The sequence below is a fragment of the Mesorhizobium sp. M0778 genome (genome assembly GCF_040320105.1).
In the GTDB taxonomy this organism is placed as follows: Bacteria; Pseudomonadota; Alphaproteobacteria; order Rhizobiales; family Rhizobiaceae; genus Mesorhizobium.
This window is the reverse complement of sequence record NZ_JAMYPA010000019.1, coordinates 1-25,589: the sequence shown is the minus strand read 5'-3', so window position 1 is coordinate 25,589 and position 25,589 is coordinate 1. Positions and strand designations below refer to the sequence as shown.

General features: G+C 64.3%; 26 protein-coding genes. 15 read left to right on the top strand and 11 right to left on the bottom strand.

The annotated features are described in order from the left end of the window. Window positions 1–28 precede the first annotated feature (28 nt). The 3 genes from NKI22_RS23385 to xylB all read left to right on the top strand — a co-directional run bounded on the left by NKI22_RS23385 (window position 29) and on the right by xylB (window position 3,632). Window positions 29–652, top strand: coding sequence for a LysE family translocator (locus NKI22_RS23385; RefSeq protein ID WP_023718327.1), 624 nt, complete (start codon window positions 29–31; stop codon window positions 650–652). A gap of 9 nt (window positions 653–661) precedes the next feature. Continuing rightward, window positions 662–1,987: a tetratricopeptide repeat protein gene (locus NKI22_RS23380; protein ID WP_352817113.1), complete on the top strand. Its 1,326-nt coding sequence runs from the start codon at window positions 662–664 to the stop codon at window positions 1,985–1,987. A gap of 190 nt (window positions 1,988–2,177) precedes the next feature. Next, the gene (xylB, locus tag NKI22_RS23375; RefSeq protein ID WP_352817110.1) at window positions 2,178–3,632 is read left to right on the top strand and encodes a xylulokinase; all 1,455 of its coding nucleotides are present in this window, start codon (window positions 2,178–2,180) and stop codon (window positions 3,630–3,632) included. Window positions 3,633–3,841: 209 nt separating this feature from the next. Here xylB and NKI22_RS23370 read toward each other — a convergent pair whose 3' ends face one another. Further along, window positions 3,842–4,204: a nuclear transport factor 2 family protein gene (locus NKI22_RS23370; RefSeq protein ID WP_352484709.1), complete on the bottom strand. Its 363-nt coding sequence runs from the start codon at window positions 4,202–4,204 to the stop codon at window positions 3,842–3,844. Window positions 4,205–4,314: 110 nt separating this feature from the next. On the opposite strand from NKI22_RS23370, the gene xylA reads away from it, so the two are divergent. Then, window positions 4,315–5,640 carry a xylose isomerase gene (gene xylA, locus NKI22_RS23365; RefSeq protein WP_352817107.1) on the top strand — a complete coding sequence of 442 codons (1,326 nt, stop codon included), beginning with the start codon at window positions 4,315–4,317 and terminating at the stop codon, window positions 5,638–5,640. 127 nt (window positions 5,641–5,767) lie between these two features. On the opposite strand, the gene NKI22_RS23360 is transcribed toward xylA, so the two are convergent. After that, window positions 5,768–6,400, bottom strand: coding sequence for a TetR/AcrR family transcriptional regulator (locus NKI22_RS23360; protein ID WP_023718322.1), 633 nt, complete (start codon window positions 6,398–6,400; stop codon window positions 5,768–5,770). 93 nt (window positions 6,401–6,493) lie between these two features. Here NKI22_RS23360 and NKI22_RS23355 point away from each other — a divergent pair, with 93 nt between their 5' ends. Next, complete coding sequence (locus NKI22_RS23355) at window positions 6,494–7,150, top strand: O-methyltransferase (protein WP_352817104.1); 657 nt, start codon at window positions 6,494–6,496, stop codon at window positions 7,148–7,150. Window positions 7,151–7,316: 166 nt separating this feature from the next. Beyond that, a complete protein-coding gene (locus tag NKI22_RS23350; RefSeq protein ID WP_023718320.1) occupies window positions 7,317–7,526 on the top strand; it encodes a hypothetical protein in 210 nt (69 codons plus the stop codon). 6 nt (window positions 7,527–7,532) lie between these two features. On the opposite strand, the gene NKI22_RS23345 is transcribed toward NKI22_RS23350, so the two are convergent. After that, window positions 7,533–8,513 carry a GlxA family transcriptional regulator gene (locus tag NKI22_RS23345; protein ID WP_352591840.1) on the bottom strand — a complete coding sequence of 327 codons (981 nt, stop codon included), beginning with the start codon at window positions 8,511–8,513 and terminating at the stop codon, window positions 7,533–7,535. A 76-nt stretch (window positions 8,514–8,589) separates the two neighbouring features. Here NKI22_RS23345 and bcoG point away from each other — a divergent pair, with 76 nt between their 5' ends. The 7 genes from bcoG (at window position 8,590) to NKI22_RS23310 (ending at window position 16,483) form a co-directional block, all read left to right on the top strand. Then, window positions 8,590–9,501 (top strand): 3-dehydrocarnitine:acetyl-CoA trimethylamine transferase BcoG, encoded by a 912-nt coding sequence (bcoG, locus tag NKI22_RS23340; protein ID WP_352817101.1) that lies wholly within the window; start codon window positions 8,590–8,592, stop codon window positions 9,499–9,501. A gap of 37 nt (window positions 9,502–9,538) precedes the next feature. Further along, on the top strand, window positions 9,539–10,168 hold the full coding sequence (locus NKI22_RS23335; protein ID WP_352484703.1) for an HD domain-containing protein: 630 nt from the start codon (window positions 9,539–9,541) through the stop codon (window positions 10,166–10,168). Continuing rightward, entirely contained in the window at window positions 10,165–11,238 is a 1,074-nt protein-coding gene (locus tag NKI22_RS23330) for a carnitine 3-dehydrogenase (protein ID WP_352716482.1), read from the top strand. The genes NKI22_RS23335 and NKI22_RS23330 overlap by 4 nt, the downstream gene beginning before the upstream one ends. Before the next feature lie 4 nt (window positions 11,239–11,242). Continuing rightward, complete coding sequence (locus NKI22_RS23325) at window positions 11,243–12,406, top strand: acyl-CoA dehydrogenase family protein (protein ID WP_352484702.1); 1,164 nt, start codon at window positions 11,243–11,245, stop codon at window positions 12,404–12,406. A gap of 64 nt (window positions 12,407–12,470) precedes the next feature. Continuing rightward, entirely contained in the window at window positions 12,471–14,549 is a 2,079-nt protein-coding gene (locus NKI22_RS23320; protein ID WP_352484700.1) for an acetate--CoA ligase family protein, read from the top strand. After that, window positions 14,542–15,324 carry a carnitinyl-CoA dehydratase gene (locus NKI22_RS23315; protein ID WP_352484699.1) on the top strand — a complete coding sequence of 261 codons (783 nt, stop codon included), beginning with the start codon at window positions 14,542–14,544 and terminating at the stop codon, window positions 15,322–15,324. The genes NKI22_RS23320 and NKI22_RS23315 overlap by 8 nt, the downstream gene beginning before the upstream one ends. 220 nt (window positions 15,325–15,544) lie before the next feature. Then, on the top strand, window positions 15,545–16,483 hold the full coding sequence (locus NKI22_RS23310) for an alpha/beta hydrolase (RefSeq protein WP_352958927.1): 939 nt from the start codon (window positions 15,545–15,547) through the stop codon (window positions 16,481–16,483). A 46-nt stretch (window positions 16,484–16,529) separates the two neighbouring features. Here NKI22_RS23310 and NKI22_RS23305 read toward each other — a convergent pair whose 3' ends face one another. From NKI22_RS23305 to NKI22_RS23295, 3 genes are all read right to left on the bottom strand, one after another. Beyond that, window positions 16,530–16,796, bottom strand: coding sequence for a hypothetical protein (locus NKI22_RS23305; RefSeq protein ID WP_023718311.1), 267 nt, complete (start codon window positions 16,794–16,796; stop codon window positions 16,530–16,532). Window positions 16,797–16,894: 98 nt separating this feature from the next. Further along, complete coding sequence (locus tag NKI22_RS23300; protein WP_352817096.1) at window positions 16,895–17,680, bottom strand: DUF899 domain-containing protein; 786 nt, start codon at window positions 17,678–17,680, stop codon at window positions 16,895–16,897. A 156-nt stretch (window positions 17,681–17,836) separates the two neighbouring features. After that, entirely contained in the window at window positions 17,837–18,391 is a 555-nt protein-coding gene (locus NKI22_RS23295) for an autotransporter (protein WP_352817093.1), read from the bottom strand. A gap of 99 nt (window positions 18,392–18,490) precedes the next feature. Between NKI22_RS23295 and NKI22_RS23290 the strand changes: the two genes are divergently transcribed. Then, entirely contained in the window at window positions 18,491–19,237 is a 747-nt protein-coding gene (locus NKI22_RS23290) for a GntR family transcriptional regulator (RefSeq protein WP_352817091.1), read from the top strand. Window positions 19,238–19,248: 11 nt separating this feature from the next. Here the strand turns inward: NKI22_RS23290 and NKI22_RS23285 are convergent, their stop codons facing one another. The 5 genes from NKI22_RS23285 to NKI22_RS23265 all read right to left on the bottom strand — a co-directional run bounded on the left by NKI22_RS23285 (window position 19,249) and on the right by NKI22_RS23265 (window position 24,276). Then, window positions 19,249–20,907 (bottom strand): FAD-binding dehydrogenase, encoded by a 1,659-nt coding sequence (locus tag NKI22_RS23285; protein ID WP_023718307.1) that lies wholly within the window; start codon window positions 20,905–20,907, stop codon window positions 19,249–19,251. 59 nt (window positions 20,908–20,966) lie between these two features. Further along, complete coding sequence (locus NKI22_RS23280; RefSeq protein ID WP_023718306.1) at window positions 20,967–21,953, bottom strand: Gfo/Idh/MocA family protein; 987 nt, start codon at window positions 21,951–21,953, stop codon at window positions 20,967–20,969. A gap of 149 nt (window positions 21,954–22,102) precedes the next feature. Then, window positions 22,103–22,678: a YceI family protein gene (locus NKI22_RS23275; RefSeq protein WP_352547979.1), complete on the bottom strand. Its 576-nt coding sequence runs from the start codon at window positions 22,676–22,678 to the stop codon at window positions 22,103–22,105. 68 nt (window positions 22,679–22,746) lie between these two features. Beyond that, window positions 22,747–23,325, bottom strand: coding sequence for a cytochrome b (locus NKI22_RS23270; protein WP_352484688.1), 579 nt, complete (start codon window positions 23,323–23,325; stop codon window positions 22,747–22,749). Window positions 23,326–23,385: 60 nt separating this feature from the next. After that, window positions 23,386–24,276, bottom strand: a complete 891-nt coding sequence (locus NKI22_RS23265; protein WP_352484687.1) for a LysR family transcriptional regulator — start codon at window positions 24,274–24,276, stop codon at window positions 23,386–23,388. 105 nt (window positions 24,277–24,381) lie between these two features. Between NKI22_RS23265 and NKI22_RS23260 the strand changes: the two genes are divergently transcribed. Beyond that, a complete protein-coding gene (locus tag NKI22_RS23260; RefSeq protein ID WP_023718302.1) occupies window positions 24,382–25,377 on the top strand; it encodes an aldo/keto reductase in 996 nt (331 codons plus the stop codon). The last annotated feature ends 212 nt before the right edge of the window (window positions 25,378–25,589 follow it).

Below are 25,589 nucleotides of genomic sequence, written 5' to 3'. Positions count from 1 at the left end.
CCTCTTCTTTGAGCTCAAGGAGAAGAAAATGTCCTTCGAAAACTGGGCCGCATTTGCCGCCGCCTCGGCAGTCCTTCTGGTCATTCCGGGCCCGACCATCCTGCTGGTGGTGTCCTATGCGCTCGGCCAGGGCTGGCGCACCGCGCTGCCGATGGCAGTCGGCGTGGCGCTCGGCGACTTCACCGCAATGACACTGTCGATGCTGGGCATCGGCGCGCTGCTGGCGGCGTCGGCGACCGTATTCACCGTGCTGAAGGTGATCGGCGCCGGCTATCTGATCTATCTCGGCATAAAGCTGTTTCGCGCCGGCGGCGCGCTGCGGGCCGAACCGCGCACCGATGCGGTGTCATCGGCCAAGATGACGGCACATGCCTGGCTGGTTACCGCGCTCAATCCGAAAAGCATCACCTTTTTCGTCGCCTTCCTGCCGCAGTTCCTCGACCGGCATGCGGATTTCTGGACACAGATGCTGATCTTCGAGACGACCTTCCTGGCGCTCGCCTTCGCCAATGCCTTCGGTTATGCGCTGATCGCCGCAAGGGCGCGCAACGTCGTGCGCAATCCAAAGGCGATCCGCATCTTCAACCGCACCGGCGGCACGCTGCTGGTCGGCGCCGGCATCGCCACGGTGGCGATGCGCTCGGGCAACTGAGGACAAGCCATGGCGGTCAGGGATGCATTTGGCCTAGCGCTGTCTGGCGCGACGGAGGCCGGGTTTTCGTCCTACAGCCAGGCTGTGCGCGAATTGCAGTGCTTCATCGGCGATCCTGTCGGTTCCGTTGACCGGGCAATCGCCGAAGATCCCGGCTTCGTCATGGCGCATGTGTTCAAGGGTTATCTCTTTGGCCTCGCCACCGAGCGTGAAGCGACGGCGGTGGCCAAGGCATGTCACGAGGCAGCGCTGCCGCTTGCCGCGACGACGCGCGAGCAGGCGCATGTCGCCGCGCTTGGCCACCTTGCGGAGGGCCGCTGGCACGAGGCCGCCCGCGTGCTGGAGGATATCGCCATCGAGTTCCCGCTCGATGCGCTGGCGCTGCAGACCGGCCACCAGATCGACTTCTTCACCGGCAACGCCCGCATGCTGCGCGACCGCATCGGCCGCGCGCTGCCGTCCTGGCAGAGCGGCATGCCGGGCTACCACGCCATACTCGGCATGCAGGCCTTTGGGCTGGAGGAAATGGGCGACTACGCGCGCGCCGAAAAACTTGGCCGCACGGCGGTCGATATCGAGCCGCGCGACGGCTGGGCCCAGCATGCCGTCGCCCACGTCATGGAGATGCAGAGCCGGCAGAAGGACGGCATTCTGTGGATGCGCGCCAACCCCGAAGCGTGGACGCGGGAAAGCTTTCTGCAGGTGCACAATTGGTGGCATCTGGCGCTGTTCCATTACGACCTCGGCGAGACCGACGACGTGCTGGCGCTCTACGACGGGCCGATCTATGGCGAGCGCTCGACGCTGGCGCTCAACATGGTCGATGCCTCGGCGATCCTGTGGCGCCTGCATCTCGGCGGCGTCGATGTCGGCGACCGCTGGACGGCACTGGCCGCCAACTGGTTGCCCAAGGCCAGCGCCGGCCATTATGCCTTCAACGACGCCCACGCAATGATGGCGTTTGTCGGCGCCGGCCTCGAAGCGCCGGCCCGCGGCTTGCTCGAGGCGCAGCGCGAGGCGATGCAGGGCAAAGACGACAACGCTGGTTTCACCAGGGATGTCGGCCATCCCCTGACGCTCGCCATCAAGGCATTCGGCGACGGTAATTATGCCGGGACGATCCGCCTGATCCGGCCGATCCGGGCGATCGCCCATCGCTTCGGCGGCAGCCACGCCCAACGCGACGTCATCGACCTGACGCTGATCGAAGCGGCATTGCGTTCCGGTGATGGCGCGCTGGCGCGGGCGCTTGCGGCGGAACGCGCGCTGGCACGGCCGGACAGCCCGCTATCGGCACTGTTTTCACGGCGCGCAACCGCTCTCGCGGCGAATTGACCAAGACTAAATCTTGCCTTAAAAACTGCCCCGGCAAGATTTTTTCGAGTGTCGAAAAAATCTTCGCGTGTTGACCGGAGCGCTTGTCCGGCGGCACGATTGCCGGGATATCTTCGCCGCCTCTGTCGCAGGCAGAGGCGGGGAGCAAGAAAGACCGTCGCCGCCAGGCCTGACGGACATGGGAGGAAACATGTATCTCGGCCTCGATCTCGGCACGTCGGGCGTCAAGGCGCTGCTGATCGATGCAAGGCAGAGCATCGTCGGTTCCGGCCATGCGCCGCTCGACGTGTCGCGCCCGCATCCCGGCTGGTCCGAGCAGAACCCGGCTGAGTGGATCCGCGCCTGCGAAGCGGCGATCGCCGAGCTGCGATCCGCGCATGCGAAGGAGCTCGCGGCGGTCAAAGGCATCGGCCTTTCCGGCCATATGCATGGCGCCACCCTGCTCGACGCCGCCGACCAGGTGCTGCGCCCCTGCATCCTGTGGAACGACACACGCAGCCACGCCGAGGCGGCCGCACTCGACGCCGACCCGCGCTTTCGCAAGCTGACCGGCAACATCGTCTTTCCCGGCTTCACCGCGCCAAAGCTCGCCTGGGTGAAAAACAACGAACCGGCTGTTTTCGCCAAGGTGGCAAAGGTCCTGCTGCCGAAGGACTTTTTGCGGCTCTGGCTCGCCGGCGAGCATATTTCGGAAATGTCGGATTCGGCTGGCACGTCGTGGCTCGACGTCGGCAAACGAGCCTGGTCCGCCGAACTGCTCGCCGCCACGTCGCTCGACGAAAGGCAGATGCCGTCATTGGTCGAAGGCACGGCAAAGGCCGGTACCTTGCGCAGCGAACTGGCTACGAAATGGGGTATGCAGGCGGGCATCCCGATCGCCGGCGGCGCCGGCGACAACGCAGCCTCGGCCTGCGGCATGGGCACGGTCGGCGCCAGCCAGGCTTTCGTCTCACTCGGCACATCCGGCGTGCTTTTTGCCGCCAACGCGGCCTATCTGCCCAACCCGGAAAGCGCCGTGCATACATTCTGCCATGCCCTGCCCGGCACCTGGCATCAGATGGGCGTCATCCTGTCGGCAACCGATTCGCTCAACTGGCTATCGGCAATCGCGGGCAAAGGTGCTGGCGAGTTGACCGCCGAACTCGGCGATGCGCTGCAGGCGCCGACCGGTGTCTCCTTCCTGCCCTATCTCTCAGGCGAACGGACGCCGCACAATGATTCCGCCATTCGCGGCGCGTTTACGGGGCTTGCACACGAATCCGGCCGCGCGGCGCTGACCCAGGCCGTGCTCGAAGGCGTCGCTTTCGCTTTCCGCGACAGCCTGGAAGCTCTGGCCAAGGCCGGCACGACGCTGACCCGGGTGACGGCGATCGGCGGCGGCTCGCGTTCGCGCTACTGGTTGAAGGCCATCGCCACCGCGCTTGGCCTGCCCATCGATATTCCCGCCGAGGGCGATTTCGGCGCCGCGTTCGGTGCGGCCCGGCTTGGCCTGATCGCGGCGACCGCTGCCGATCCGCGCGCCGTGTGCACGGCGCCGGCGACGGACGCCACGGTCGAGCCGGTCGCCGCCCTCGGCGACGCCTATGCGCAGGCCTATCAGCGCTACCGCCAGCTTTACCCGGCGATCAGGGCTGTAACCGCGTGAGCTGGCGCTTACCCCCCTCTGGCCTGCCCTCTTTGCCACCACTTGGCATCTCCCCCTCAAGGGGGGAGATCGGCAGCGTCGACGGCTATGCCAGTCTTGCAAGATCGGTGATTGGCGAAGGCGGAAAGGCCAGCCAATCTCCCCCCTTGAGGGGGAGATGCCCGGTAGGGCAGAGGGGGGTGCTTGGCCCCCACTTTGCCGAGATTTCCTCACTGCGCCGGCACCTTGTCGAGAAAGCCGGTGACGCTTTTCAGCCGGCCATTTTCGATGATGCCGATATCGGTGCCTTCGATGACGGGCTCGGTGCCGTCCGGCCCAAGGTTCCACGAAAAGCGGATGGCGTCAGCGAAGCCGTCCGGCTCGCCTTTCAGCGAGAACCTGAAGCCGGCAAAGCGCTGCTGCACGCCTTCGATCAGCGCGGCGATGCCGTCATGGCCGTCGCCCTGCATGATCGGATCGCGGTAGCCGACATCCTCGGTGAAGGTCGTCTTGAGCAAGGCTTTCCTGCGCGCGGCGTCACTCTCGTTCCAGGCGGCGATGTAGTTTTCGGCAATGGTGTTGAGGTCGGTCATGGTCTGTCTCCTTCGTTGGATGCTCTTGACATGAGCCTTTTCGACCAACGCCAGCGCGAAACCAATTACGCTTGAGGTAATCAGGCCGAACCATGCGAGAGGAAAAGAACATGACCAGCGGTTTTTTCGGCGACATCCAACAGATCAAATATGAGGGACCGGATTCGACCAATCCGCTGGCCTACCGGTTCTACAATCCCGACGAGATCGTCGCCGGCAAGCGGCTGGAAGACCATCTGCGCTTTGCCGTCGCCTACTGGCATTCCTTTGCCTGGCCAGGCGGCGATCCGTTCGGCGGCCAGACGTTTGACCGGCCGTGGTTCCCCAAGGCCGGCGGTACCGACACGATGGAGCTGGCCAAGCTCAAGGCCGACGTCGCCTTCGAGATGTTTTCGCTGCTGGGCGCGCCTTATTTCTGCTTCCACGATGCCGATGTGCGGCCGGAGGGCCGGGACTTTTCCGAAAGTGCGGCGCGGCTCGACGAGATCGCCGATTATTTCTCGGGAAAGATGAAGCAGACTGGCGTCAAGCTGTTGTGGGGCACGGCCAACCTGTTCTCCAACCGCCGCTTCATGTCGGGCGCCGCCACCAATCCCGATCCGGACGTCTTTGCCTATTCGGCCGCGACGGTGAAACACTGCATCGACATCACCAAGCGGCTGAACGGCGAGAACTACGTGCTGTGGGGCGGCCGCGAGGGCTATGAGACGCTGCTCAACACCGACCTTGCCCGCGAGCAGGAACAGGCCGGCCGCTTTCTCAATCTGGTCGTCGACTACAAGCACAGGATCGGCTTCGAAGGCACCATCCTGATCGAGCCGAAGCCTCAGGAACCGACCAAGCACCAGTATGATTACGACGTCGCCACCGTCTATGGCTTCCTCAAGCGTTTCGGACTGGAGAACGAGGTCAAGCTCAACATCGAGCAAGGCCACGCCATCCTGGCCGGCCATTCGTTCGAGCATGAACTGGCGCTGGCCAATGCGCTCGGCATTTTCGGCTCGATCGACATGAACCGCAACGACTACCAATCGGGCTGGGACACCGACCAGTTCCCAAACAATGTACCGGAGATGGCGCTCGCCTATTATCACGTACTGCAGGCGGGCGGCTTCAAGACCGGCGGCACCAATTTCGACGCCAAGCTCAGGCGCCAGTCGCTCGATCCGCAGGATCTGCTGATCGGTCATATCGGCGGCATGGATTGCTGCGCTCGAGGCCTCAAGGCAGCGGCACGCATGGTCGAGGACAAGGCGCTGTCGGCGCCGCTCGCCGAGCGCTATGCCGGCTGGGATTCGGCCGAGGCCAAGGCGATGCTTGCCGGCAAGCGCACGCTGGAGGAAATTACTGATCGCGTCGTCAAGGAGAAGATCGAGCCGCAGCCCCGATCCGGCCGCCAGGAACTGCTCGAGAACATCGTCAACCGGTACGTCTGAGGCGTGCCGTTTCGCGGCCGCATTTTCAGCGGCCGCGGATAAAGGCGGCTTCCGCGGGGCTGAAACCGACAAGGTTTGCCCCCTGCGAAACTTTCGGTCTGCTTGCTGACCGGGCCTGGCATTTGCCCTAGCCGTGATCGAGGCCTCTTAGGTAGGCGCAGAACATGTCGGCCATGGCGTCGGCGTAGGCTTCGATCTCCGCCGGGGTTCGGGGCGCCTCCGAGAACTGCTTCCCCACCGTGCTCAGCGCCGTCATGACGAGGTCGCCGGCCAATTCGCGCGTCGCTTGCGCGGCGTTGGGCAACGCCTCCTGCATGAAGAGCTGGATGGTGCGGTCTCCGGACGCCCTTGCCGCCCGCGCCTCAGGCGCGTCGCGGTAAAGCGGTGCGGCGTCGTCGAGCGCCACACGCACCGCGGCCTCGTCACACTCCGAGCGGAGGAAGGCGTGGACTAGGCCGCGCAGCCTTTCAAGCGGCGGTTTCCTGATATCCTCGAGGATGTCGCGCAGCAAATCGGTCGTCTGCCGCCATTCGTCACTCTGGAGCCGGAACAGGATCGCCGCCTTGTTCGGAAAATACTGATACAGCGATCCGACGCTGACACCGGCCTTCTCGGCCACCCGCGCCGTGGTGAAGCGCTGCGCGCCTTCCCTCGCCAAAACCTGAACAGCAGCCTCCAAAATCGCAGCAACGAGCTCCGCCGAGCGGGCCTGCTTGGGCTGTTTTCGCGAGGAAATCCGCGGACTTCGGTGATCGCTCATTGAGAGGCGCGCCAATGCGATTAGTGAATGCGAATGATTAGTCGTATTTTGAATGCCGCACAAGAACGCATTCAATTTTGACTGGAGACCAATATGACCACACTGACGACAACGCCGCTGGCGCCCCTGCTGGACCGCCTGTTCGAGGAAGCCGCTGCGGCAACGAGCCCTGCCGTGGCGGAGCTCTCCGCCGAGGAGCGGAGCCGCTTCATTCGGAGCAAGACCGAATACCTCGATTTCTACGGGCGGCTAAAGGATCTCTGGCTTCCCGTTTCGCGAGAGACCGGCACGCTGCTCTACATGCTGGCACGGAGCAGCGGCGCCCGGACGATCGTCGAATTTGGAACCTCGTTCGGCATCTCGACCCTGCACCTTGCCGCAGCCTTGCGGGACAATGGCGGCGGCCGCCTGATCACCAGCGAGTTCGAGCCATCCAAGGTGGTGCGCGCGAGGAGCAATCTGACAGCAGGCGGTCTCATCGACATGGTGGAAATCCGAGAAGGAGACGCGCTGCAAACATTAAGCGTCGATCTTCCCGAAGCCGTCGACCTGCTGCTGCTCGACGGCGCCAAAGCGCTCTATCCCGAGGTCTTGACCCTAGTTGAAAGTCGCCTCAGGCCGGGCGCCTTGGTCGTTGCCGACAATGCCGATCTTTGCCTCGAATACCTCGAGCGGGTGCGCTCGACTGGGAGTGGCTACATGTCCACGCCGTTCGGCGAGGATGTCGAACTGTCCATGCGGCTCGGCTGACGCACCGCCTGATCTGTCGGAAAGATCGTGCCCAAGATGGGCGGCGGCGGACAAAACTTTGCCCGGCATCGCCCATCAATCGTCTCGCTCTTGCCTTCAAACAGCCGTCACGGAGTTCCTATAGTGTGGTTCGTGGCGGGAATCAGAAAGAAGGAGGCGAAACGATATGCAGCACGAACGCGAAATCGACGCCCTGCTCTCATCTGGCGAGGCCGGATCGATCATCGACCGGCTGATGGCGCTGCCGCACCCCAAGCATGGTGCGCTGAGTGCAAACGAATGGGATCGCGCGGTCGCCAGCCGCTTCGAGACCCATCTGGCGAGACAGATGCGCTCGCAGATCGACGGCAACAGCGTCCGCCAAGACGCTGCCTGATCCCCACTATCTCAGGCGCAGCCTGACCGGCGCTTCGCCGAACGCTCTTGAAAACGCTCTGGAAAATGCCGCGGCGGACGAAAAGCCCGTTCGCCCGGCAATGTCCGCCATGGCGATGCGCGTATCGACCACCAGCCGGCGCGCGGCGCCGAGGCGCAGCCTGAGATAATAGGCGCCCGGCGTTTCGCCGATCGACTTGCGAAAGATACTTTCCAGCGTCCGCGCCGTCACCCCGGCGCGCTTGGCCACGGCGGCGACAGTCAGGGGCTGGTCGACATGCGCTTCCATCAGCCGGATGGCTTGCGCCAGCCTGGGATCGTAGCCGTCAAGACGGCCGAGCGAGACCAGCGGCTGCGCGTCCGTCGCGGCGCGCGCCTGGTCGTAGATGAAGACGCTCGCGACATCGAGCGCCACGGCCATGCCGAGCCGCGTGCGGATCAGATGCAGCATCAGGTCGAAGGTCGGCGAGGCGCCGCCAGAGGTGAATACGGGACCGTCGATGACGTAGCGGTCGGGGCGCACGTCGACGCCGGGGAAGGCCGAAGAAAAATCCTCCATATCCTCCCAGTGGGTGGTGGCGCTGCGCCCCTCCAGCAAGCCCGCGCGCGCCACCAGCCAGGTGCCGGCCTCGACGCCGCCGCAGGCGCGTGCCGCGCGCGCCGCCCGGCGCAGTCCGGAAAGCAAGGCTGAAGTGGCGTAGTTCTGCGTGCCGAAGCCGGCGACGACGACCAGCATGTCGGTTGTGTCAGCCGCATCGAAGCGGCCGCTGACCGCCACCGGCAGGCCGCATGTGGTGACCGGCGCCTCGCCTGTGACCGAGACCAGCCTGAAATCGAACAGGGTCTCACCGGCAATACGGTTGGCGGCGCGCAACGGATCGACAGCCGACGCAACACACATGATCGACGAGCCGGAGAATACCAGCAGCGTCACCTTGAGCGGCAAACGTTCGGCACGAAAGATCGTCGGTTTTTCGGTTTTGGTCACATGATCTTCGTAAAACGCAAAACAGTTTCCGGCAAGTCAGGCATTCTTGCCCTATGTTCTATTGGGAGAGAGTCCGATGCCGTTAGCGATGAACCGTGAGGTCTTCATTACCTGTGCCGTGACCGGGTCCGGCAGTTCGCAGGACCGCAGCCCGCACGTGCCGCGCTCGCCCAAGCAGATCGCCGATTCGGCCATCGAGGCGGCAAAGGCAGGGGCTGCGATCGTGCACTGCCATGTGCGCGATCCCGAGACCGGCAAGCCTAGGCGCGACGTGCATCTCTACCGCGAGGTAACCGAGCGCATCCGCGCGGCAAACGTTGATGTCGTTTTGAACCTGACCGCCGGCATGGGCGGCGACATGGTATTCGGCCCGCCGGAAACCCCCCTGCCGCTGAACGAAAAAGGCACGGATATGGGCGGTGCGACCAACCGCGTGGAACATGTTCGCCAGTGCTTGCCGGAAATCTGTACGCTCGACTGCGGCACCATGAATTTCGCCGAAGCCGACTATGTCATGACCAACACGCCCGGCATGCTGCGCGCCATGGGCGGCATGATGACGGCGCTCGGCGTCAAGCCGGAGATCGAGGCCTTCGACACCGGGCATCTGTGGTTTGCCAAGCAATTGGTCGAGGAACAAGTGCTGAAGCCGGACGCGCTGGTGCAATTGTGCATGGGTGTGCCGTGGGGGGCGCCGGACGACCTCAACACCTTCATGGCCATGGTCAACAATGTACCGTCGACCTGGAACTGGTCGGCGTTCGCCATTGGCCGAAACCAGATGGCCTATGTCGCTGCCGCGGTGCTGGCCGGCGGCAATGTCCGTGTCGGGCTGGAGGATAATCTCTGGCTCGACAAGGGGGTGCTGGCGACCAATGCGCAGCTGGTCGAGCGGGCGGTCAGTATCGTGTCGAATATGGGCGCCAGGGTCATCGGCCCGGATGAGGTGCGAAAGAAGCTGAACCTGACGAAGCGCGCACCGCTTTGAGCAAGGGCGGGAAGAACCCGGTTGGGAGGAGCCGCCGATGAAGACCGTGAAGTTCACCGCCATGAAGGACGGCGACCGCGAGGATTATGCCTTCCTCACCGAGCATGAGATCGACCATGCGGCAAAGACCGGCGAGCGTCTGCTCGACGCGCTTGTCCAGCTCGACGAAGGGCTGTCGGGCTACAAGATCACCCGGCTCGGCCATTCGCTGCAGGCGGCGACGCGGGCCTGGCGCGACGGCGCCGACACCGACTGGATTGCCTGCGCCTTGCTGCACGACATCGGCGACATCTACGCGCCCTATAATCACGACGAGTATGCGGCGTCGATCCTGAAGCCCTTTGTACGCGAGCAATGCACCTGGGTGGTGGAAAAGCACGGCGACTTCCAGCGCCTCTATTACGCACATCACCTCGGCGGCAACCCGCACGCCCGCGACCGTTTCGCCGGGCACATCTACTTCGACGATTGCGATGAGTTTTGCGAGCGCTGGGACCAGTCGAGCTTCGACCCGGATTACGAGACATTGCCGATCGATTTCTTCCGGCCCTTCGTGCTCGAAGTGTTCGCGCGCAAGGCCTATGACGCGTCCGTGATCCGTGCCGGCGAGCGTGTCGCCCTCACCGACCCCGCAACAGCCAGCACAAGAACCGGAGCCTCCGCATGAGCATCATCAACAAGGCGGCAGCCATCGGCGGCGGCGTCATCGGCGCCGGCTGGGTCGCGCGGCTGCTGCTCAACGGCATCGACGTGTCGATCTTCGATCCCGACCCCGAGGCGTCACGCAAGGTCGGCGAGGTGATGAAGGGAGCGCGACGCGCCTACAAGCAGATGCTGCCCGGCGGCCTGCCGAAAGAGGGCAAGCTCACTTTCGCCAAGACGATCGCCGAGGCGGTCGCCGATGCCGACTTCATCCAGGAAAGCGTGCCGGAGCGGCTCGACCTCAAGCACCGCGTGCTGGCCGAGATCGACCTTTATGCGCCGGCCAACGCCATTGTCGGCTCCTCCACCTCCGGCATCAAGCCGACCGACATGCAGGTGGCGATGAAGAAGCATCCGGAGCGGTTGGTGGTCGGCCATCCGTTCAACCCCGTCTATCTCTTGCCACTGGTCGAAATTGTCGGCGGCGAACAGACCTTTCCCGAGGCGATCGAAGTCGCCAAGGAGATGTATGCCTCGATCGGCATGAAGCCGGTGGTGATCCGCAAGGAGATCGAAGCCTTTGTCGGCGACCGCCTGCTCGAAGCGGCCTGGCGCGAGGCGCTGTGGCTGGTCAAGGACGGCATCTGCACGGTCGAGGAGCTTGACGACATCATGCGCTATGGCTTCGGCCTGCGCTGGGCGCAGATGGGCATGTTCCAGGTCTATCGTGTCGCCGGCGGCGAGGCCGGCATGCGCCACTTCATGGCGCAGTTCGGCCCGTGCCTGAAATGGCCATGGACCAAGCTGATGGATGTGCCGGAGTTCAACGACGAATTGGTCGAGCTGATCGCGACCCAGTCGGACGACCAGGCGCACGGTCTGTCGATCCGCGAACTCGAAAAGATCCGCGACGACAATCTGGTCGCGATCATGGAGGCACTGTCGAAGCAGAACAAAGGCAAAGGCTGGGGCGCCGGCGCCCTGCATAAGGACTATACCAGGCAGCTGGCCAAGCTTGCGGCGAAGAAGCCCACCGCCTCCAAGGCTGCCGAGAAGGCCAAGGCTGAAAAGCCGAAGAAAAAGAAGAAAGGCTGAGACCATGGATTTTGGTCTTTCGGAGGAACAGAAGCTCATCGTCGAGACGACGCGGGCCTTCGTCGAGAACGAGCTCTACCCGCATGAGCGCGAAGTGGAGCGCACCGGCGTGCTGCGCCGTGAGCTGATCGAGGAGATCAAGGCCAAGGCGATCGAAGCTGGTCTCTATGCCGCCAACATGCCGGCCGATGTCGGCGGCGCCGGGCTCGATACGGTGACCTGGCTGCTCTATGAAAAGGAGCTCGGCCGCGCCAATTACGCGCTGCACTGGACCTGCGTGGCGCGGCCTTCCAACATCCTCCTTGCCGGCACGCCGGAGCAGCGCGAGAAGTATCTGTTCCCGTGCATTCGCGGCGAAAAATGGGATTGCCTGGCAATGACCGAGCCGGGCGCCGGCTCCGATTTGCGCGGCATGAAGGCAACCGCCGTGCAGGACGGCGACGACTGGGTGCTGAACGGCACCAAGCATTTCATAAGCCACGCCGACCTCGCCGATTTCGCCATCGTCTTCATGGCCTCGGGTGAAGAGGATTCTGCGCGCGGCAAGCGTAAGAAGATCACCGCCTTCTTCGTCGACAAGGGCACCAAGGGCTTTACCGTGCGCGACGGCTACCGCAACGTCTCGCATCGCGGCTACACCAATGCCATCCTCGAATTCGACGATTGCCGTCTGCCGGCCACTCAGGTTCTGGGCGAGGTGCACAAGGGCTTCGACGTCGCCAATTCATGGCTTGGCGCGACGCGCCTGCAGGTCGGCGCCACCTGCCTCGGCCGCGCCGAACGGGCGCTTGGCCACGCCATCGAATACGCCGCGCAGCGCCAGCAATTCGGCCAGCCGATCGGCAAGTTCCAGGGCGTGTCGTTCAAGCTCGCCGACATGGCGACCGAGCTGAAGGCCGCCGACCTGATGGTGTTCGAAGCCGGCTGGAAGTACGATCAGGGCACCGTTACCGACCAGGACATGGCCATGGCCAAGCTGAAGGCCACCGAGATGCTCGCCTTCGTCGCCGACGAGGCGATCCAGATCCATGGCGGCATGGGGCTGATGGACGATCTGCCGCTGGAACGCATCTGGCGCGACGCCCGCGTCGAGCGCATCTGGGAAGGCACCTCGGAAATCCAGCGCCACATCATCTCGCGGGCGCTGCTGCGCCCGTTCGGGGGCTAGAGCATGATCCCAAAAAGTGGAATCCGGTTTTTGGAAAAGATCATGCTCAAACGAAAAGATGACGATGCACAAACTTGAGCGGCTTTTGCGCCCACGAACGATCGCAGTCTTCGGTGGCGTGCAGGCTGCTGCCGTCGTCGCGCAGTCGATCAAGATGGGCTTTGCCGGCGAGATCTGGCCCGTGCATCCGAGCAAGGACGAGGTCGCCGGCCGCAAGGCGTATCGCTCGGTGGCCGAATTGCCCGGTGCGCCGGATGCCGCTTTCATCGGCGTCAACCGGCACTTGACCATCGAAGTGGTCAAGGCGCTGGCCGAGCGCGGCGCCGGCGGTGCGGTCTGCTTCGCCGCCGGCTTCCTCGAAACCGAGGCCTATGACGAGGACGGCGAGCGGCTGCAGGCCGAGCTGGTCGCGGCGGCGGGTCCCATGCCGATCATCGGGCCGAACTGCTATGGGCTGATCAATTACGCCGACGGCGCGCTTTTGTGGCCCGACCAGCATGGCGGCATCAGGCTGCCTGAAGGCGGTCGCGGCGTTGCCATCATCACCCAGTCGTCGAACATCGCCATCAACATGACGATGCAGAAGCGCGGCCTGCCGATCGCCTTTCTGATGACCGCCGGCAACCAGGCGCAGACCGGGCTTTCCGAAATGGCGCTCGGCCTGATCGAGGACGACCGCGTCACCGCGCTCGGCCTGCATATCGAGGCCTTCGACTCGGTAGCCGGCTTCGAAAGGCTGGCGGCACGGGCACGAGAGCTGAAGAAGCCTGTTATCGCCATGAAGGTCGGCCGCTCCGAGCAGGCGCGGCAGGCGACCGTCTCGCATACCGCGTCGCTGGCCGGCTCGGACGCAGCGTCCGGCGCGTTCCTGAAGCGGCTCGGCATCGCCCGCATCGATTCGATCCCGGCCTTCATCGAGGCGCTGAAGCTGCTGCACGTCACCGGTCCCCTGCCCGGCTACCGGCTGTCGTCGATGAGCTGTTCGGGCGGCGAGGCGTCCGTCATGGCCGACAGCGCCGAAGGCCGCTGGGTGACCTTTCCGCCTCTCACCGCCGAGCATCGCATTCAGGTCAAATCGACGCTCGGCCCGCTGGTCGCGGTGGCCAACCCGCTCGACTACCATACCTTCATCTGGAACAACGAGCCGGCGATGACCGCCACCTTCACCGCCATGGTGTCTGGCGGCTTCGACCTCAACATGCTGGTGCTCGACTTTCCGCGCCCCGACCGCTGCTCCGACACCGACTGGTGGGCGACGCTGCGCGCCTTCGAAGCGGCGCTGAAGACCAACAGCGCGCAAGGCGCGATCGTCTCCTCGCTGCCGGAGAACCTGCCCGAGGAATACACTGCAGGGCTGATGGCGCGGGGCATGGTGCCGCTGTTCGGCATTTCCGAGGCCATGGACGCCGCCCAGGCGGCAGCCTTCATCGGCTGGGCGTGGCGCGAGCCGCTGGCGCAGCCGATCGACACCTCGGCGTCTGGCGCGCCGGCCGGCGACCATGTCACCCCGGACGAGGCGGAGGCGAAAGCGCGGCTCATCGAGGCCGGGCTCCCGGTGCCGAAGGGCGAGCGCGCCGGCAACGCGGTCGAGGCTGTGATCTCCTCGATGGCGCTCGGCTTCCCGGTAGCGCTGAAGGCTCTTGGCGTCATCCACAAATCCGAGCTCGACGCGGTCCGGCTCAATTTGAGGGATGCCGAATCCGTCAGCACCGCCGCCCATGATCTCGGCCCGCTCGGCACCGGCCTTTATGTCGAGCGCATGGTGCGCGATGGCGTCGCCGAGCTGCTGGTCGGCTTCACCCGCGACCCGATGTTCGGCGCGGTGATGACGCTCGGCACCGGCGGCGTGCTGGTCGAGCTGTTGCGCGACAGCGTCACGCTGATGCTGCCGGCGACCCGTGACGACATCGAGGCCGCTTTGCGCGGGCTGAAACTGTTCCCGCTGCTCGACGGCTATCGCGGCCGGCCGAAGGCCGATGTCACGGCGGCAATAGAGGCGATATCGGGCATTGCCGGCTTCGTGCAGCAAAATGCCGGCGAGATCGAGGAACTCGACATCAATCCGCTGATCGTCTGCGCCGAGGGCAAGGGCGCCTGGATCGCCGATGCGCTGCTGGTGCTGGGAGGCAAGAAGAATGGCTGAAATCATCACCACCCGCCGCGAGGGCACGATCCTCGAAGTCACGCTCGACCGGCCCAAGGCCAACGCCATCGACCTGAAGACGTCGCGGCTGATGGGCGAGACGTTCAAGGCGTTCCGCGACGATCCCGAGCTGCGCGTCGCCATCGTCAAGACCGCCGGCGACAAGTTCTTCTGCGCCGGCTGGGACCTGAAGGCCGCGGCCGGCGGCGACGCGGTCGACGGCGACTATGGCGTCGGCGGCTTCGGCGGGCTGCAGGAACTGCGCGACCTCAACAAGCCGGTGATAGCCTGCGTCAACGGCATGGCGGTCGGCGGCGGCTTCGAGCTGGCGCTGTCCTGCGACCTCATCTATGCGTCGGACCACTCCTCCTTCGCGCTGCCCGAAATCCGCGCCGGCACGCTGGCCGATGCGGCGACGATCAAGCTGCCGAAGCGCATCCCTTATCATGTCGCAATGGACCTTCTGCTCACCGGCCGCTGGATGGATGTCGCCGAGGCGCATCGCTGGGGCCTGGTCAACGAGGTGCTGCCCAAGGAAAGACTGGAGGACCACGTCTGGGAGATCGCGCGGCTGCTCGCCAGCGGCCCGCCGCTGGTCTTCGCCGCGATCAAGGAAACGGCCAGGGTCGCTGAATCGCTGACGTTCCAGGACGCGATGAACCGGGTGACGCGCCGGCAGCTGCCAACGGTTGACGCACTCTACGGCTCGGAGGACAATCTCGAGGGTTTTCGCGCCTTCGCCGAGAAGCGCGACCCGGTGTGGAAGGGGAAGTGACGCTGCGGAGATGATGGCGATCCTTCACACCCCCCTCTGCCCTGCCGGGCATCTCCCCCGCAAGTGGGGAGATCGGATGTCGCATCGGATTTCGCCAATTTTCCAGCGTTGCAGGACAAGCGGCAAGGCCAAAGCTGCCGATCTCCCCCCTTGCGGGGGAGATGGCCGGCAGGCCAGAGGGGGGTGTCCAAGCTCAACCTTGGCGGCCCATTCGGCGCCCATGACCAACTACAAAACCCTCATCGACGCCGAGACCTGGGCCTTCATCGAGCGGACCAATTCCTATTATCCACCCGATACGATCGACTACACCATCGCCGAGCAGCGCGAGATCTATAACCGGATGTGCCGCGAGTTCTTTGCCGGCTATCCCCAAGGCGTCACCGCGGAAACCACAGCCATTGCCACACCCTGGCACATCCCGACCCGCGTCTACCGCGCCCCGGCGCCGGAAACGGCGGCGATGGTGCTGTATTTCCATGGCGGCGGTTTTATCCTCGGCGGGCTCGACAGCCATGACGACCTATGCGCCGAGCTTTGCAGCCGCACCGGCTACGAAGTGGTTTCGGTCGACTACCGGCTGGCGCCGGAACACCTTCATCCGGCCGCCTTCGACGATGCCATCAGCGCCTTCGAATGGGCGTCGACCACCTACGAACGGCCTATCCTGCTCTGCGGCGACAGTGCCGGCGGCAATCTCGCCGCGTCCGTCAGCCACGCGACCCGCGGCCATGCGCGCAAGCCGATCGGCCAGATTCTGGTCTATCCCGGCCTTGGCGGCCACAGCTCCGCCGGTTCCTACGTCACCCACGCGGAAGCGCCGATGCTGACGGCGCGTGACCTCGTTTTCTACAGGGACATCAGGACCGGGGGCGAGGACCGCACCGGCGATCTCACCTTGTCGCCGCTCGCCGACGCCGACTTTGCCAATCTGCCGCCCACCGTCGTGATCACCGCCGAATGCGACCCGCTGTCGTCGGACGGCGAAGCCTATCGCGACCGCATCGTTGCCGCGGGCGGACGTGCCTGGTGGCTCGAGGAGCCGGGGCTGGTGCATGGCTATTTGCGCGCCAGGCACACGGTCGGCCGCGCCCGCTCGAGCTTTACCCGGATTGTCGATGCAGTGACGGTTCTGGGGAAGGGCGAATGGATCTGGTGAGGGATGTCCTCCTCACCAGAACGGGCTTTTATCGGCCGGTACAGCTCTATTTGCGGCGGCGTCGCCGGCCGGAAACCTGCTTCAGCCAAGGTCCTAAATGAAAGGCGCTCATCAGCAGGTACATCGGGACCATGCCGGCCAGCGGTGACGCTTCTTGCCCGGTCGAGCACATCATATCCGGCGCGCCGCCGAGCAGTGTCAGCAACGCCATGGTTGCGAAGGTCGGCGCGGCGGCGAAGGACAGCCAGTCGGCTGCGCCAAGGGCGGCCGGGCTCGCATCGCCGCCGGATCCGCCTGCATGAATCTCGCTCATGTCCGTTGTCCCTGGTAGTGAGCGGGATGCGTTCGAATGAACAGCGCATCCCGCTCCTCCATTTGTCTTAGCCGCATTTCGGCGACGCCAAAGATGTTCTATTCGGTGCGATTCCGGAACGCGGCCTCTCCGGCGTCCGATATCTCGACCCATTTTTTGTCGGGGACGGCTTCGGCGCCGTAATTGTCGTGCCAGTTCCACCACTTGTATGTCGGCGTCTGCGGATAGCCCTCGGGCGAATCCTCCCAAACCTCCTGGCGGCCGAGCGGCGTCAGGTCGAGGTAGCTCCATACGGTCCCCATCGCCTCGTCGCCGCGGTTGTTGATGAAGTAGGTGCGGAACACGCGATCGCCGTCGCGGATGAACACGTTATGGCCGTGCCACTCGTCAACGCCGAAATCAGCATCGAAGCTGTCGGTGATGGTGTACCAGGGCATCTTCCAGTCCATCCGCGCCTTCAGCCGCGCAATGTCGGCCTGCGGTGCGCGCGAGGCGCAGGCAAGCGTGGTGTCGCGGGCATTCAGATGGGCAAGGTTGCCGACCTGGTCCGCCCCCAGCGAGCAGCCGCGGCAGGCGTGGTCGGGCCAGCCGAATACGCCGGGCTCGAAGAAGGCGCGGTAGACGACCAGCTGGCGGCGGCCCTCGAACAGGTCGAGCAGGCTCACCTTTCCGTCAGGCCCTTCGAACGTATAGGACTTCTCCACCGCCACCCATGGCATCCGCCGGCGCTCGGCGGCCAGTGCGTCGCGAGCCCGGGTCACGGTCTTCTCCTTCACGAGCAGCTGCTGGCGCGCGGCCTCCCATGCGTCAGGCGAAACGACCGGTGGTGTCTTCATCGCGAGCCGCGAGCCCTGCTCGCCTGTGCCATTCTGATGTGCCGTCATTGTGCATCTCCCTTGCTGGTTTGTCGCCGCACCGGCGCGACGTGTTGGGTCGTGAGATAGGATAGGGCTGATAGCGGATTGGCGAGAGTGACAAGTGTGACGCGATTCCGACGGGTTCGCTGATCACGGCCAATTTCGCCGCCCGCGACGCCCCGCTCATTCGCGCCCGGACTGCCGAATGGGCCGTGCGCCGGCCAGGTAGCGGTCATTGTCAAACGGCTCGGCCTGGTTGCTTTCCGGGCTCCACAGCTGCCGGTGGGTTCGTGTGAGATCGCCGAGATAGACATGCAGCGCACCCGATCGCGCGCTGCCGGTATTCGCAACCGCATGCACGGTATTTGACGCCATGTGCACCACGGCAGGCGCTGCGATGTCCTGCCTTTCCGGGACATCGAGTTCGCTGCCGGCAACAGGATAGATGAAGTTCGTCTCGCTGCCCTTGTAGATGCCGATCAAGGCATCCATCAGGTGGTTATGAGGCGGGTACTGCAGGCCGGGCGACAGCGTGATGTGATAGATCGTCAGGTTCGGGCTCGCATGCAGAAGCACCTCGTCGTCGTCTTCTTCGTGAGCGAGTGTTCCCGATGCGTGAAAACGGTTCGTGTAGTCGCCCAGGACCGTCCTTACCGCTTCGAGGGGATCTGGGCCTCTCGCGGCATTGACGATATCATCGGCAACGGCGTAGAGAGGTGAGTTGGCGGCTAAAGGCATATCAGTTATCCTCCCTGAGATGCTCAGATTATCAATCTGAGGTGCTCACGCTAGCGAATGCTGAGGCCAGCGTCAACGGGACAGCCAGACGGACAGAATATGAAAACGACGAAGTTGACCGCCGAACCGGCAGGGCCGGCCACGGCCGAGGCGACAGCACTGTCAGCCGCTGACGTCCTTCGCAGGGAACAGGCATATGAGCAGCTGAGGAACGACATCATAGCCTGTGTGCTGCGCCCCGGCGAAGCGCTCACCGAGAAACAGATCGGCGATCGATACCTGATCAAAAAGGCTACCATCCGCGCGGCGTTGGCCCGCCTGATGCAGGAAGGGCTGGTCAGGAGCGAGCCGCGCCGCGGCTACGTCGTTGCGACGCTCAGCCTGCGCGACGTCAACGAGATCTTCGATGTCCGCAGCTTGATCGAACCGGAAGTGTTCAGGGCGGCGGCATCGAACATGACCGAGCGCGGGCTCGAGGATATTAGGCTGGCAGCGCAAAAAGTGCTGAAGCCGGAGACGCTACGCAGCCACATTGCCTTCCTTGCAGCCGATCGTGCTTTTCGCCTGGCTCTTGCGGAGCTCTCGGGAAATTTGCGGCTGGCGCATCTCCTGGACCAGATACTCGACCAGTCGGCGCGGGTTCTCCACCTCGGCTTCAAGTCGCGCGACTTCACCCAGTTGATCATCGCCCAGCAAAAGGAACTGGTTCTTGCCTGCGAGGCAGGCGACGTTTCCGCCATCGTGAAACTTGCCCGTGCGCAGTGCCTGTTCCTCAAGAAGCAGGTGCTCGAGACTTTGCTTGCCGGTTCCAAGCTTCAAGACGTCAATTTGCAACCCTTCGCCTAAAGCGCCTTGTTTCACCCCACCGCTCGCGCCGCTGCCCGTCCGGCACTGCGGCCGGAAAAGATGCAGCCGCCGAGAAACGTACCTTCGAGCGCTGCATAGCCGTGCATGCCGCCGCCGCCGAAACCGGCTGCCTCGCCCACCGCGTACAGCCCTTCGACCGGTTGGCCGCCGGCGCCCAGCACGCGGCTGTCGAGGTCCGTCTCAAGCCCGCCGAGCGTCTTGCGGGTCAGGATGCCGAGCCTGACGGCGATCAGCGGGCCATTGGCGGGATCGAGCAGCTTGTGCGGTCTTGCGGTACGGATCAGCCGGTCTCCGAGATAGGCTCGCGCGCCGCGCAGCGCGGTGATCTGCATGTCCTTGGAGAACGGATTGTCGAGCTGCCGGTCGCGGGCGCGGATTTCGCGCTCGACCTGCGCCAGTTCGAGCAGCGGCTCGCCTCCGGCCAGTGCGTTCATGCGGGCGACCAGCGCCGGCAGTTCGGGCTCGACGATGAAATCCTCACCCTTCTCCATGAACGCCTTGACCGGCGCGGGCACGCCGCTGGTGGCACGGCCAAGCACCTGGCGCCAGCTTTTCCCCGTCAGATCGGGGTTCTGCTCGGAGCCGGACAGCGCGACCTCCTTCTGGATGATCTTTTTGGTCAGGATGAACCAGGAATAGTCGTATCCGGTGCTCATGATGTGGCTGAGCGTGGCCAACGTGTCGAAGCCGGGATAGAGCGGCACCGGCAGGCGTTTGCCGCGCGCATCGAGCCACAGCGATGACGGGCCGGGCAGAATGCGGATCGCATGATCGGTCCAGATCGGTGCCCAGTTCCTGACGCCCTCAACATAGTGCCACATGCGGTCGCGGTTGATGAGCCTGCCGCCGGCAGCCTCGGCGATCGCCAGCATGCGGCCGTCGACATGGTCGGGAACGCCGGTGATCATGCGTTTCGGCGGCGCACCCAGCCGCTGCGGCCAATTCTCCCGGACCAGCTGGTGATTGGCGCCGATGCCGCCGGAGGCGACGATGACGGCCTGCGCCTTCAACTCGAAATCGGCTGTGATCTCGCGCGAGCTCTTGCGGCCGCGCTCGGCATCACTCGCCGCCAATATGTCGCCGCGCACGCCGTCGACGGCAGCACCCGTCCGGCTCAATTCGTTGACCCGGTGACGGAACCTGAAGCTGATCAGCCCGCGCTTCTCGGCCTCGCGCACGCGCTGCACGAACGGTTCGAGCACACCAGGCCCGGTGCCCCAGGTGACATGGAAGCGCGGCACCGAATTGCCGTGGCCGACGGCGTTGCCGCCGCCGCGTTCGGCCCAGCCGACCACCGGAAAGAATTTCAGGCCGCGCTGCATGAGCCAGGAGCGCTTCTCGCCGGCGGCGAAGCCGACATAGGCCTCAGCCCAGCGGCGCGGCCAGAGATCTTCCGTGCGGTCGAAGGCTGCAGTGCCCAGCCAATCCTCGAGCGCCAGCTCATACGAATCGCGGATGCGCATGCGCCGCTGTTCGGGCGAATCGACAAGGAAGATGCCGCCGAGCGACCAGAACGCCTGGCCGCCAAGCGACTGCTCCGGCTCCTGCTCGACGATGATTGTCTTCTTGCCGGCCTCAGTCAGTTCGGCCGCCGCGACAAGACCGGCAAGGCCGGCGCCGACAATGATCACATCCGCGTCGTTTGGCATCTATTTGGCCATGATCTCGTCCAAAAACCGGTCCCTCATTTTTTGGGATCATGGCCGGCCTAGACTGTCTCCCAGCCTTCCTTCTCGCCGGCGCGGAAGATGGCATCGATGACCTTCTGGTTGAGCACCGATTCTTCCAGGGTGAAAACGCGGTCCTTGCCGCCCTGTGCCGCCCGCGCGAAGGCCTCGACTTCCAGCCGGTATTGCTGCGTGCCGGGAAAGCGGAATACCTGCGCCTCGCTGTGGTTCTGGTTGTGCAGCTCGACGCGGTGATGGTCATAGAGCCCGGCGTTGAACGGTGAGAACACCTCGATGAATCCCTTCTCGCCGTGGAACACCATCACCTGGCGTGCCGCCATCTGCGTCGACAGGTAAAACGACAGCTCGAAATCGCCGAAATCGGCGCGGATCGAGGAATAGATGTCGGTGCCGAATGTCTTGTCGCGCTCGATCGTCGCCTGGACGCGCAGCGGCTCCTTGCCCGTCGAAAAGCGTGTCGACACCGTCGGGTAGACGCCGATGTCGGGCAGCGCGCCGCCGCCGAGATCGAGCTTGTTGCGCATGTTGTTGGGATCGACATTGTAGTAGGAGAATGCGCCCTGGACATGGCGCAGTCGGCCGATGGCGCCGTTGGCGATCAGCTCACGCACCTTGATCCATTGCGGATGGTAGACGACCATGAAGGCTTCGCAGACCAGCACCTTCTTGGCATCGCGCAGCTTGATCAGCGGCGGAATGTCCTTGGCATCGAGCGCCAGCGGCTTTTCGACCAGAACATGCTTGCCGGCCTCGATCGCCTTGGCCGTCCATTCGACATGCTGCGAGGTCGGCAGCGGAATGTAGACGCCGTCGATGTCGCTGGAGGCGAGCAGCTCCTCATAGGAGCCGAAAGCGTGGCGCGCGCCGAAGCGTTCGCCCAGTGCCCGGGCTTTCGACAGATCGCGGCTGGCGATCGCCGACAGCACGCCGTTCTCCGCCTCGACGATTGCCGGCAAAAGCTGCTCGCGGCCGATCTTGGCCGTCGACAAAACACCCCATCGGAACATCAGATTTCTCCTCTCGATTGCAGGCCTGGAGGTTTGCCCTAATTCAAGAGAAAAGCCAATTGGGCACTTGGACTGGTCCTTCGAACCGGGCTTTCGTCATCCTCGGGCTTGACGATGCGAGACGTGTCTCTGCCAATCGCGAAGTCAAGCTATCCCCGCTTGCCGGTCAGCGTCATGTCGAAGTCGACGACGTTGGAATAGATCGGCGTGCCGACATCCATGCCGTAGCGCGACCGCAGCACCTTGCCGGTGACATGGAATTTTATCGTGCCCGCCCTGAGGCCGCCGAGCTCGGCCGTGAACTTTTCCTGAAAGGTCTTGCCGCGCGCCGTCAGCCGGCCGGTGACAAGGGCTGACGTGGCGCCGGTGCGTTTGACGCTGGTCGAACGGAACTGGATCTCCGGATTGTTGGCCGCGTCGAAAACCGCGTCCGAGCGAAGAAAGGCGTCGATGCGACTTTGGCCGGTACCGACGCTTTCGGGGAAGATGGTGAAATTGACCTGGGACCGGCCGACATCGCTGTTGTCGATGAGGATACTGCCCTTGAAGCGGGAGAAAGCACCGTCGAGCCCTCCGCCGCCGAGCTTGCCGATCGAGAAGTGGATGCTGGAACTCCCCGGGCTGATGGTGTAGCTGCCGGCCGCGTCGCCAAGGGCGACGGCGGCGAAAACAGGCATAGCAAAACAAGCGGCGGCTGCCGCAAATCCGAAGATGCGCGCGTACATGGAAATGGTCCTCTTGGCAGGCAACGCTTTCTTGCGTCCTCGCCCCATGAACGAATGAGCCGCCCGCTCTATTCCGTGTCGCGATGTGACGAAGCCGTGATCATGCGCATCAGCACGGTATCCCTCAGCCAGAAATGATGACGCAGCGCCGCGGCCAGATGCAAAGCGACAAGTCCGATGCCGGCATAGGCGAGATACCAGTGCGTCGCTGCCCAGAAGCTTTCAGCCACGTCCGATTCGCCAAGCGGCAGATTGGGCATAACAAACAGATTGAACGGCACGCTCGGGATCTCCAGCACCGAGACCGAGACCAGCGCCCAGCCGGACAGCGGCAGAGCGAGCTGAAACGCATAAAGCGCAAGATGGACAAGTGGCGCGATGCGGCGCTCGAACGGGCCGACCGAGCGCGGCAGCGGCGGGGCCGGTCTGCCAAGGCGCCAGGCGATGCGCAGGATGACCAGCCCAAGCAGCAGGAAGCCGAAGGATTTATGCAGCTGGATCAGTTCGAAGGCGGTGCGCTGGCTGGACAGTCGCACCATGACGAAGCCGAGCACGAACTGGCCGATAAAGAGCGCCGCGATCAGCCAGTGAAGGATGATCGCCGTCCAGCCGTAGCCGGTGGCCTGGTTTTTGGGCAGTGCTGACATGGTCGGTGAACGAATGCCAGGTCGCCTTTCTTCCACCTCTCCCTTATGGGGAGGGTTGGCTTACTCGCCGACCTTGAAGAAATCGACAAAGGCCCTGAGCGCCGGCCGCATCTGGCGGCGGCTTGGGTAATAGACGAAGAAGCCGTCGAAAAGCGGGCACCAGTCCTCCAGCACGCGAACAAGCTTGCCGGCGGCGAGCGCGTCGCGGACATAGTCCTCGAACACGAAGGCGAGCCCGGCGCCGTCGACCGCGGCGTTGGCAATCAGATGGTCCTCGTCGAGGATCAGCGGCCCTTTCACCGGGATTTCGATCTCCTCGCCGTTCTTCTCGAATTCCCAGCGATAGAGAATGCCGCTGGAGAAGCGGAAGCGGATGCAGCGGTGACCGGCAAGATCGCGCGGATGCTGCGGCTTGGGCATGGTCTCGAAATAGGATGGCGCGCCGACGACTGCGCCGCGAAGGTCCGGCCCGATGCGCACGGCGATCATGTCGCGCTGCAGGCTCTCGCCCAGCCGCACGCCGGCATCGAAGCCGCCCTCGACCACATCGGTGAAGCGGTCCTCGATGACGATCTCCAGCACGATGTCGGGATAGGCAGCGGCAAAGGCGCCGAGCCTTGGCGTCAGCGTCAGGTGGGCCGCGGTGCGCGGCACGGTCAGCCTGAGATTGCCGGCCGGCCGGTCGCGCGCCTCGATCGCCGATTCCAGCGCCAGGTCGATCTCCGACAGCGCCGGCCTGAGGCGCTCGAGCAGCTGCGCGCCCTCCTCGGTCGGAGCGACGCTGCGCGTGCTGCGCGCCAGAAGGCGCACGCCGAGGCGCGCTTCGAGGCTGGAAACCGCGTGGCTGACCGCCGATGGCGCGATTGCCAGTTCCTTGGCCGCGCCGCGAAAACTGCCGCATTGGGCGACCGTTGCCAGTACAGCGAGCTGTGAAAGATGGGTTCGCTTCATTGATCTATTTTTTGGAACAGCCTGTGCAAATTAGAGCCGATTATCGAACGCAGCGCAAGACGCTATCTCTGCGGCATCACAACCATCACAACAAGGAGATACGTGATGCAAACCCGCAAGCTCGGCAATGAACTTGACGTCTACCCGGTCGGCCTCGGCTGCATGGGGATGAGCTTTGCCTATGGTGGCCAGCCGGAGGCGGACGCGATCGCCACGCTGCGCCACGCTGTCGACATCGGCGTCAATTTCTTCGACACGGCCGAAGTCTATGGCCCCTACGAGAACGAAATCCTGGTTGGCAAGGCGCTGAAGCCGGTGCGTGACAAGGTGACGATTGCGACGAAATTCGGCTTCAAAATCCTGGAAGAAGGCAGCGGCATGGAGCGCATGGCCGGCGTCGACAGCCGCCCGGAACACGTCAAGGCGGTTGCCGAAGCGTCGTTGAAGCGGCTGGATACGGAGGTCATCGACCTCTATTACCAGCACCGCGTCGATCCCAACGTGCCGATCGAGGATACGGTCGGCGCCATGGCCGAGCTGGTGCGCGAGGGCAAGGTGCGGGCGCTCGGCCTGTCGGAGGCGAGTGCGGCGACCATCCGCCGGGCGCATGCGGTGCATCCGATCGCCGCGGTGCAGAGCGAATATTCGCTGTGGAGCCGCGATCCGGAGGAGGAGGTGTTTGCCGTCTGTCGCGAGCTCGGCATCGGCTTTGTCCCCTATAGCCCGCTCGGCCGCGGCCTGCTCACCGGCACGATCGCCAAGCCCGATGTTCTCGGCGCCGACGACTGGCGCCGCGGGTTGCCGCGCTTCCAGGCCGACGCCATGGCGGCCAATGCGGCGGTCGTCGCCGTGCTGGAAAAGATGGCCGCCGAGAAGGGCGTGACGCCGGCGCAGCTGGCGCTCGCCTGGGTGCTGCATCAGGGCGACTTCATTGTCCCGATCCCCGGCGCGCGAAAAATCCGCCATCTGGAGCAGAATACGGCGGCAGCCGATATTGTGCTGAGCCAGGCCGAAGTGGCGTCCATCGGCGACGCGCTGTCGCCGGAAAAGGTGGTCGGCAAGCGCTATACCGAGGAGCTGCTGGCCCTGGTCAACGGTTGAACGGCGATCGACGGCGTAATCGAAACGGGGCGTTTCGGCGCCCCGTTTTCGGTCGCACCGCAATGCAAATAATTGCGAGATATTGGCGCGAGGCACCCCCCTCTGTCCTGCCGACATTTCCTACCAAGGCACGACACTGATCTCCGGCCAGTTCTCCCTCGCACGCGCGCCCTTCATCTCGTGCGTCTGCTGATTATCTAGTGCACGGTTCG